The organism is Lentzea sp. NPDC020367, assembly GCF_044387305.1.
Lineage (GTDB): Bacteria > Actinomycetota > Actinomycetes > Mycobacteriales > Pseudonocardiaceae > Lentzea.
Map to the genome: position 1 here is coordinate 181,710 of NZ_JBIRVV010000014.1, position 9,012 is coordinate 190,721.

The window sequence follows — 9,012 nt, forward strand, 5'->3', positions numbered from 1 at the left end:
CTCCTCATCTTTCCCGCGAAATCGAACGGGTCGGAATTGGCACCGTGATCGTCTTCTACGCGCAGTTCTGCGCATAGCGGTGACGCCGGTTGCCGGGGCTTCGTCGGGCCGTTCCCTCTGCCCCTCTGGATGAGCGGTGTTCAGTTGTGGCTACCAACCTACGGCACCTGTCCGTTGGTCAGCCACCATCGTCCACGATTCGGGACGTGGGAAGATGCGGAGCGTGAGCGCACCGGAGTCACTGCACCTCGTCATCGGCGAGGAGGAGTTGCTGGTCGAACGTGCTGTTCGGGCGGCTCTCGAGGCTGCCCGCGAGGTCGATTCGACCGCCGATCTGACCCGCGTCCAGGTGACTGATCTCACGGCTCCGGAGCTGGCCGAACTGGTGAGCCCGTCGCTGTTCGCGGAGGGTCGCGTGATCGTCCTGCAGAACGGCCAGGACATCAGCAAGGAGGTCGCCGACACGGTGCTCTCCTACGTCAAGGCGCCCGCGGACGGGGTCACGCTCGTCGTCGTGCACACGGGCGGTGGTCGCAGCAAGGCGGCCAAGGACCTGCCCGGACAGCTCAAGAAGGCCGGTGCCGCGGTCACGGAGTGCGCCAAGGTCACCAAGTCCGGTGAGCGCGAGGCGTTCGTGCGCAACGAGGTGCGGCGGGCGGGCGGCAAGATCGACCCGGAGGCCGTCGCCACGCTCATCGACGCCGTGGGCACGAACCTGCGCGAACTCGCCGCGGCCTCGTCGCAGCTCGTCTCCGACACCGACGGCAAGGTGACGGTCGAGGAGATCCGCCGCTACCACCAGGGCAAGGCCGAGGTGACGGGGTTCGCCGTCGCGGAGAAGGCCGTCGTCGGTGACCGGGCGGGCGCCATGGAGGCGTTGCGCTGGGCCATGCAGCTCGGCGTGCCGCACGTGCTGGTCGCGGACGCGCTGGCGGACGCGGTGCGCACGGTCGCGCGGGTGACCGCCGTGGGGCGGGCCGACCCGTTCAGCCTGGCCGGGCCGCTCGGCATGCCGCCGTGGAAGATCAAGAAGGCGCAGGCCCAGTCGCGCGGCTGGGACCAGGCCGGGCTCGCCGACGCGATGCAGGTGGTCGCGGGGCTCAACGCCGACGTGAAGGGTGTGGCGGCCGACGCCGACTACGCGCTGGAACGTGCCGTGCTCCGGATCGTGGCCGCGCACAGCCGCCGCTGATCCCAAGAGATCACCGCGGGCGTGGGATCCCGATCAGGTACTGGGCGCCGGTGAAGCCGGGTTCGACGCCGATCGTCCACGCGAACGACTCGGTGCCGTCCAGGCCGTCGACCATCCGCCGCAGTTCCGCGCGCCCGTACATGCGCAGGAACGACACGACGCTGTCCCAGAACATCATGAACGGCAGCACCGGCACGACGTAGGTCAGTGCCAGCCGCAGCAGGTAGCGCGGCAGGGGATTGCGCTGGAACGGCGCCGCCAGCAGCACGGCCAGCGTGAGGAAGAACGGGAAGACCAGCACGTAGAGCCACGACCGCCTGGTGTCCACGACGACCATCGGCTGCCGGGTGTCGACGGCGTTCTGCAGCATGCGCGTGGCCAGCGCGGGCGGGAAGTGGTGGAAGGCGCCGTAGATGGTCCGCGTCCCTTCCAACCGGCAGTCCGTGGCGTCGACCGGCGACGGCACGTGGTCCACCGAGCAACACGGGTCGGGCAGCCGCCGCCGGTTCGCCGCGGCGACGCGTTCGAAAGCGGGCACGTTCGGCACCAGGTCCGTCAGCGTGACCTGGGTGTGGACACCCGAAGCGTGCAGCCGCCGCTGGATCAGCGGCACCGGCCCGCCCGAACCGGCGCAGAGGTCGACGATCCGGTGGTCCGCGCCCGACCGCAGGGCCAGCGCCAACGGGCGTGCGTACTCACGCGCGGCGTCCGTCAGCCGGTAGATGGTCGTGATGGACTCGGTGTGCAGCGTGCGCAACACGGCCGGCGTGCCGTCGAGGTCGTGCAGCTCGACGAAGTCGATGCGCGGAAGCGATTCCATGGATCTACGCCTACCGTGCGCGAGCCCGCATGCGAAAGGGCTCCACCTCCCGGAGGAGATGGAGCCCTTTGCAGAAGCTCGATGCGAGCTACGAGCGAGATCAGCCCTCGAGGGAGTTCGCGCGCAGTGCCATCGCCGACTTCTTGTTGGCGGCCTGGTTGGCGTGGATGACGCCCTTGCTGGCGGCCTTGTCGAGCTTGCGGGACGCGTCCTGCAGCAGCTCCAGGGCCTTCGCCTTGTCACCGGCCTCGGCAGCCTCGCGGAACTTGCGGACAGCCGTCTTCAGGGACGACTTGACCGACTTGTTGCGAAGGCGAGCCTTCTCGTTGGTCTTGATCCGCTTGAGCTGGGACTTGATGTTCGCCATGCGACATCACCCTTCTTGTCGAAACCGGAGTTCGTGACGCGCTATGTCGGCACCGGCCACAAGGGCCAGGTCTCCTCCACGGCGGAGAGCCGCGCGTTCACGACGACGAAGGATATCAGGCCAGCTCAGCGCACCGTGAAGGTGGCCTTCTCGGCGCCCACCACGGCCTCGTAGCCGCCGCGGGCGACCTCACGCCGTCCGTCACCGTCCACGTCACCGACGGTCAGGGCCAGCTGCGAGAGCTTGAACGACACCTCGACCTGCTTCGACTGCCCGGCAGCCAGTTCCACGCGCGTGAAGCCCACCAGCCGGGCGTCCGGCGTGAGCACGGGGGAGGCCGGCTGCCGCACGTAGACCGGCACCACGGTGGTGCCCGCACGCCCACCAGTGTTCGCCACCGTGAACTTCACCACGCCGTTCTGACGATCAACGGACACCGAGGTCCCCGAGGTCGCGAACGACGTGTACGACAGCCCGTGCCCGAACGCGTAGAGCGGGTCGTACTTCGCGCCCGCCGAGGTGTTCGCGCCCGGCAGCTGGTCGTAGGTCAGCGTCGGGTCGCCCAGCGCCTTGGGCCACGACACCGGCAGCTTGCCGCTCGGGTTCACCGCGCCGAACAGCACGTCGGCGATCGCCCGGCCACCCTCGCTGCCCGGCAACCAGCCCGCGACCAGCGCGTTCGCGTCCGCCGCCGCACCGAGCACCTGCGGACGCGCGGTCAGCAGCACCACGACCACCGGCTTGCCGGTCGCCTGCACCGCGTCCACCCACGCCTGCTGCTCAGGCGTCAGCACCGGGTTCTCCGTGTCGGCAGGACCCTCCGCACCGGGCTTCTCGCCCAGGACGACGACGACCGCGTCCGCGCCGTCCGCCTCAGCCACCGCCGCGGCCTGAGTCGGAGCGTGCACGACGGACGCACCAGGAACGGCCTCGCGCACACCGGTCAGCACGGTCGCGGCGGGCGGCAACGGCGAGTCGTCCGGCACGCCCTGCCACTCGACGGTCCAGCCACCGAGCTGGCGACGCACGTCGTCCGCGGTCTCCCCGGTCACGACGATCTTCTTGGCAGCGGAGGACAACGGCAGCACGCCGTCGTTCTTCAGCAGCACGGTGCCCTCGGCCGCAGCCTGGCGCGCCAGCGAGCGGTCCACGTTCACCACGTTGCCGTCGGCCTTCGCCGGGTCCACGTACGGCTTCTCGAACAGCCCCAGGTCGAACTTGAGCTTCAGCACCCGCCGCACGGCCTGGTCGATCCGCCCGCGCGACACGGAACCGTCGCGCACGTTCGCCAGCAGCAACGACGTGAACTCGGCCGCGTTCGACGGCTCCATCGCCATGTCCACACCGGCGTTGACGCTCATCGCGATCGCCGTCTTGTAGTCGGGCGCGACCTTGTGCCGGTCCACCAGGTACTTCATGTCCTGCCAGTCCGAGACCGCGACGCCCTTGAAGCCCATCTTGTCGCGCAGCTGCGTCTGCAGCATGTACTTCGAGGCGTGCACCGGCACACCGTTGATCGAGCCGGAGTTGATCATCACGGTCTTCACGCCCGCGTCGAACTGCGCCTGGAACGACGGCAGCACGAGGTCCTGCAACTGCCGGATCGGAATCTGCGCCGCCGCGCGGTCGTGCCCGTTCGCCGGCGCCGAGTACCCGGCGAAGTGCTTCGCCGTCGCGGTCAGCTGCGCGGTGTCGTCCACCTTGGTCTGCTGCCCGCGCACGTTCGCCGCCGCCAGCTGCCCGGACAGGAACGGGTCCTCGCTGTAGGTCTCGTAGAACCGGCCCCAGCGCGTGTCCCGCGCGATGTCGGAAACCGGTGCGAAGTTCCAGAAGACACCGGTGGCGCGCAACGCCTTCGACGCCGACACACCGATCTTCTCCTGCAACCCGGGATCCCACGTCGCGCCGAGCCCGATCTGGTGCGGGAACATCGTCGCGGAGATGACGTTGTTGTGCCCGTGCACGCCGTCCGCGCCATAGATGATCGGGATCTTCAACCTGTTGTTCTCCAACGCATAGCGCTGGATCGCGTTGTTCATCTCGGCCCACGCCTTGGGCGTGTTGTCGAGCGGCGCGTCACCGCCGCCGGACAGGATCGAGCCGACGTGCGCGTCCGCGAGCACCGCCTTCAGGCAGGAGTCGACCAACGGCCCGTTGACGTTGTTGCAGTCGCCGCGCAGCTTCCCGACGCGGATCTGGGCCATCTGCCCGATCTTCTCCTCGACCGTCATTCTGCGCAGCAGGTCCTCGACCCGCCGCTCCGTTGACGCCCGACTGTCCAAATAGATCTCTTTACCCGCCGCCAGACCACCCGCCGGTGTCAGCGACGCGATCACAACAGCAACGCCCAGCACGCCGAGACAAGCGCGCTTGCGGGAGAACAAAGACAAGACTCCTCCACGTTCCCGGTGCGCCCGCCGCACACCCTCGCGTGGGCGAGTCAGGCAGAACACCCCCGAACGGCTGAACTCAATGACAGCGTTTTCATGCTGGTGAAACGCCTGATCAGCCGCTGCGGCCGGAAGGAGGAAAAATGGCCGGATGACACTGCCCGAGCTTCCCGAGGAGTCCTTCAGACGGGTGCTCTGCGTCGTCGCGCATCCCGACGACATGGAGTACGGCACGTCCGCGGCCATCGCCCGCTGGACCGCCAAAGGCATCGAGGTCGGCTATCTGCTGCTCACCCGAGGCGAGGCGGGGATGCCGAACCCGCCGGAGGAGACGGCCCGGCTGCGCACCGCCGAACAGCAGGCCGCCTGCGCCGTCGTCGGCGTCGAGCACCTGAGGATCCTCGACCATCCGGACGGCGTCCTCGTCTACGGCCTCGACCTGCGCCGGGACATCTGCCGCGAGATCCGCGAGTTCAAGCCCGACGCCGTGCTCGGCAGCGCGTTCGCGGTCGAGACGCCGTGGGGCTTCGACCAGGCGGACCACCGCGCGGCCGGCCTCGCGACCCTCGACGCGCTGCGCGACGCCGGCAACCGCTGGGTGTTCTCCGACCAGGTCGACGAGGGCCTCGAACCGCACTCGCCGCGCTGGTACCTGACGCCCGCGATGGGCCCCGGAGCGACGCACGGCGTCGACGTGACCGGCGAGCCGTTGCGGCGCGGCGTGGCCTCACTGGAAGCGCACGCCGCGTACCTGGCCGCCCTCCCAGGTCACCCGGCCCCCGCGGACTTCATCCCGAAGGTCGCCGCGATGGGCGGACAGGCCATGGGCGTCGAGCACGCCGTGCTCTTCCGCGCCCACGACCTGCAGGCACCCCCGGAGTTCTGACCCTCACTCGCCCGGCTCGTCCGGGGCCTTCTTCGGGGGCCTGCCGCGGCGAGGCATCTTCTTCGCCTCGCCGGGCAGCCGGCCCGCCTCCGCCAGCGCACGCCGCAGCAGGAACTCGATCTGCGCGTTGGTGCTGCGCAGCTCGTCGTTCGCCCACCTGCTCAACGCGTCGTGCACCGCCGGATCAAGCCTGAGCAGAACGCTTTTACGCTCGGCCATCAGGTGTAGAGCGAACCGGTGTTCACCACGGGCTGGGTGGAACGGTCACCGCACAGGACGACGAGCAGGTTCGACACCATCGCCGCCTTGCGCTCCTCGTCGAGTTCCACGACGTCGTGGGCGGCGAGCCGGTCCAACGCGAGCTCGACCATGCCGACGGCGCCCTCGACGATCCGGGTCCGTGCCGCGACGACCGCGCTCGCCTGCTGCCGCTGCAACATGGCGTGGGCGATCTCCGGCGCGTACGCGAGGTGGGTGAGCCGGGACTCGATCACCTTCACGCCGGCGGACTGCACGCGTGCCGAGATCTCGATCGCGAGCGTCTCGGTGATCTCGTCCGCGTTCTCGCGCAGCGAGAGACCAGTCTCCTCGTGGTTGTCGTACGGGTAGCTGTTCGCGATGTGCCGCACGGCGGTCTCGGTCTGGATGCCGACGAACCGCACGAAGTCGTCGACCTCGAACCGGGCCCGCGCGGTGTCCTCGACCTGCCACACGACCACGGCCGCGATCTCGATCGGGTTGCCGTCCGCGTCGTTGACCTTGAGCGTCGCCGTCTCGTGGTTGCGGATCCGCACGGAGATCTTCTCCCGCGTGGTGATCGGGTTCGCCCACCGCAGACCGTCCGTGCGCGCCGTGCCCACGTAACGGCCGAGGAACTGCAGCACGCGCACCTCGCCGGGCGCGACGGTGAACAGCCCCTTCCAGATCACCGCGGCGGCCAGGAACAGCAGCACTCCGGTGAGCAGCAGCCCGGCCGCCGGGTCGCCGTTGGCAGCGTCGGTCGCCTTGATCCCCTCGATGATCGTCCACACGCCCACAGCGAGCACCGCCAACCCAGCGAAGAACATGAGGAGACCGGGCAGTTCCCGCGCTTGCTTCTCGCGGACGACAGGTGCCGGCATCTGGACCGTCGTATCGATGGATGCAGCCATCCAGGACCCCCTAGCGAAGTAGTATCTAAGTGATATCACTTTTATGCGGTGATCGCCAGTTAGGCTGGATCGCATGAGGGCGAAGAAGCAGCGCGTGGCCGCGTACGGGGTCTGCATCAACGAGGACGACGAGATCCTGCTCGCGCGCTGGATTGGCCCAAAGGGCAAACGTTGGATCCTGCCCGGAGGCGGCATCGACCACGGCGAGCACCCGTACGACGGGGTCATCCGGGAGTTCGAGGAGGAGACCGGGCACGTCGTCGAGGTGCTCCGCCTGCTCGGCATCGACTCCGAGTTCCGCGAGGAGCCTGACCGCGACTACCACGCGCTTCGCATCATGTACGAGGTGCGGATCGTGGGCGGCGAACTGCGCAACGAGGTGGGCGGCTCGACCGACCTCGCGCAGTGGTTCCCCGTGGCAGAGGTCGGACAACTGGACCGCGTGCCGTCCCTCGATACGGCCCTTGGTTTGTATCGGACTGCCCCACCTGCCGGAATCTTGCGGTAGATTCCCTTCTACCGCCGCCAACTTGCCTCCAATGGAGTTGGCGAATGATCCGATCACTGGCCGCACTCGGCGCGGCCGCCCTGCTGTCGTCCTTCGTCGCCGTGCCGGCCCACGCGGCTGTTGTCAGCGTCTCGAGCGTGTCCTCCCTGCAGGCCGCCCTCGACACCGCGCGAGCCGGTCAGCGCATCGTGCTGGCCAGGGGCCTGCACGCCGCCGAGCAGCCCATCAAGATCACCAAGTCGGGCATCACCGTCGCCGCGCAGACCGTCGGCGGCACGGTGTTCACCCGCGGCGGCTTCGAACTCGGGGCCGTTCGAGACGTGACAATCGAGGGCTTCGTCTTCAACGGAACCAGCACGCTCTCGGTCCCCGCGGAAGCGCAGGCCACGCGCATCACCCGCAACACGTACTCGGGGAACAAGGACGGCGCTTCGCTCAGCGTGAGCGCCGACGACGTCCAGATCGACCACAACACGTTCCAGAACCGGACCAACGAGGGCGTCTACCTGCAGATCACCGGCCCCGGCAGCGAGATCGCCAAGCGGTCGTGGATCCACCACAACTACTTCTACAACCACCAGTTCACCGGCGCGAACGGCGGCGAGTCGATCCGGCTCGGCTACAGCCACAAGCAGTCGAAGTCGGCGAACGCGATCGTCGAGCACAACCTGTTCGAGAAGGCGGACGGCGACGCCGAGGCCATCTCGATCAAGTCGTCGGACAACATCGTCCGCTACAACACGATCCGCAACAGCAAGGGCTACATCGTCCTGCGGCACGGCAACCGCACCACGGTCGAGGGCAACCTGCTGTTCAACAGCGGCATCCGCTTCCACGGAAACGACCACAAGGTCATCAACAACTACGTGGAGAGCAGCACGGGCCGCGGGATCGTGTTCGGCTCCGGCAAGGAGGCCGACAGCGGCCCCGACTCGAAGCTGCACGACCGGCCGGACCGCGTGACGGTCGCGTTCAACACGCTGATCGGCACCGGGGCGGTGGTCGAGAGCGACGGCGGCGACTTCAAGCCGAAGGACTGCGTGCTCGCGAACAACGTCATTCGCGGTTCCTCCGGTGGAGTCGTCTCCATGCACTCCGGTTCGACCGTGAAGTACGAGGGCAACGTCATCTGGGGCGGGAGCGGCGGCAGCATGCCGTCGTCCGGCTACAAGTCCGTGGACCCGAAGCTGGTGAAGGACGCCAACGGACTGTTCCGGCTGTCTTCCGGTAGCCCGGCCATCGACGCGTCGGTGGGCACCTACTCCTATGTGACGCGTGACTTCGATCCGCAGGCGCGCGCCGGCAAGCCTGATGTCGGGGCTGATGAGTACAACTCGTCGGCGGCGCGGAAGCCGCTGACGAAGGCCGATGTCGGGGTCTCCGCGCCCTGACGAACGCATTTGTCCTGGTAGCCGCCCATGTGGCGGTTACCCGGACCCCCCGATTTGGAGATCGAAACAGGCCCGTGTAATGTTCTCCATGTCAGAGCGAAGCGGGCCGGGAAATACAGACCGGAACGGGCCTGGCCAAAAAACCGGAAGAGAAAGAGCCTCCGAGAGGCCGATTTGACACCGGGAAGCAAGACCAAATAAGCTTCAAACACAGCCCCGAGAGAAAGCCTCCGGAAACGGAGACTGGAACCGGTGAGCGCGTGTTCTTTGAGAACTCAACAGCGTGCCGAAACACAGCCAGTAATAT

9 protein-coding genes and 1 riboswitch are annotated in these 9,012 nt (G+C 68.1%); of the genes, 4 read left to right on the forward strand and 5 right to left on the reverse strand.

Annotated elements, in window-relative coordinates; genetic code table 11:
- Position 1: 1 nt before the first annotated feature.
- Positions 2–136, reverse strand: a riboswitch (SAM riboswitch).
- 78 nt (positions 137–214) lie between these two features.
- Entirely contained in the window at positions 215–1,192 is a 978-nt protein-coding gene (holA, locus tag ACH413_RS39535; protein ID WP_396425623.1) for a DNA polymerase III subunit delta, read from the forward strand.
- Between the two features lie 10 nt (positions 1,193–1,202).
- Here the strand turns inward: holA and ACH413_RS39540 are convergent, their stop codons facing one another.
- From ACH413_RS39540 to ACH413_RS39550, 3 genes are all read right to left on the reverse strand, one after another.
- Entirely contained in the window at positions 1,203–2,012 is an 810-nt protein-coding gene (locus tag ACH413_RS39540) for a hypothetical protein (protein ID WP_360048887.1), read from the reverse strand.
- Positions 2,013–2,112: 100 nt separating this feature from the next.
- The gene (rpsT, locus tag ACH413_RS39545; protein ID WP_093605645.1) at positions 2,113–2,379 is read right to left on the reverse strand and encodes a 30S ribosomal protein S20; all 267 of its coding nucleotides are present in this window, start codon (positions 2,377–2,379) and stop codon (positions 2,113–2,115) included.
- A 125-nt stretch (positions 2,380–2,504) separates the two neighbouring features.
- Positions 2,505–4,769 (reverse strand): glycoside hydrolase family 3 N-terminal domain-containing protein, encoded by a 2,265-nt coding sequence (locus ACH413_RS39550; RefSeq protein WP_360048885.1) that lies wholly within the window; start codon positions 4,767–4,769, stop codon positions 2,505–2,507.
- Between the two features lie 151 nt (positions 4,770–4,920).
- On the opposite strand from ACH413_RS39550, the gene ACH413_RS39555 reads away from it, so the two are divergent.
- Positions 4,921–5,655 carry a PIG-L deacetylase family protein gene (locus tag ACH413_RS39555; RefSeq protein ID WP_360048884.1) on the forward strand — a complete coding sequence of 245 codons (735 nt, stop codon included), beginning with the start codon at positions 4,921–4,923 and terminating at the stop codon, positions 5,653–5,655.
- A gap of 3 nt (positions 5,656–5,658) precedes the next feature.
- On the opposite strand, the gene ACH413_RS39560 is transcribed toward ACH413_RS39555, so the two are convergent.
- Complete coding sequence (locus ACH413_RS39560; RefSeq protein WP_360048882.1) at positions 5,659–5,874, reverse strand: hypothetical protein; 216 nt, start codon at positions 5,872–5,874, stop codon at positions 5,659–5,661.
- On the reverse strand, positions 5,874–6,806 hold the full coding sequence (locus tag ACH413_RS39565; protein ID WP_360048881.1) for an SPFH domain-containing protein: 933 nt from the start codon (positions 6,804–6,806) through the stop codon (positions 5,874–5,876). The genes ACH413_RS39560 and ACH413_RS39565 overlap by 1 nt, the downstream gene beginning before the upstream one ends.
- A 73-nt stretch (positions 6,807–6,879) precedes the next feature.
- Here ACH413_RS39565 and ACH413_RS39570 point away from each other — a divergent pair, with 73 nt between their 5' ends.
- Entirely contained in the window at positions 6,880–7,314 is a 435-nt protein-coding gene (locus tag ACH413_RS39570; RefSeq protein WP_360048880.1) for an NUDIX hydrolase, read from the forward strand.
- A gap of 44 nt (positions 7,315–7,358) precedes the next feature.
- The gene (locus tag ACH413_RS39575; RefSeq protein ID WP_360048878.1) at positions 7,359–8,705 is read left to right on the forward strand and encodes a polysaccharide lyase 6 family protein; all 1,347 of its coding nucleotides are present in this window, start codon (positions 7,359–7,361) and stop codon (positions 8,703–8,705) included.
- Positions 8,706–9,012 lie beyond the last annotated feature (307 nt).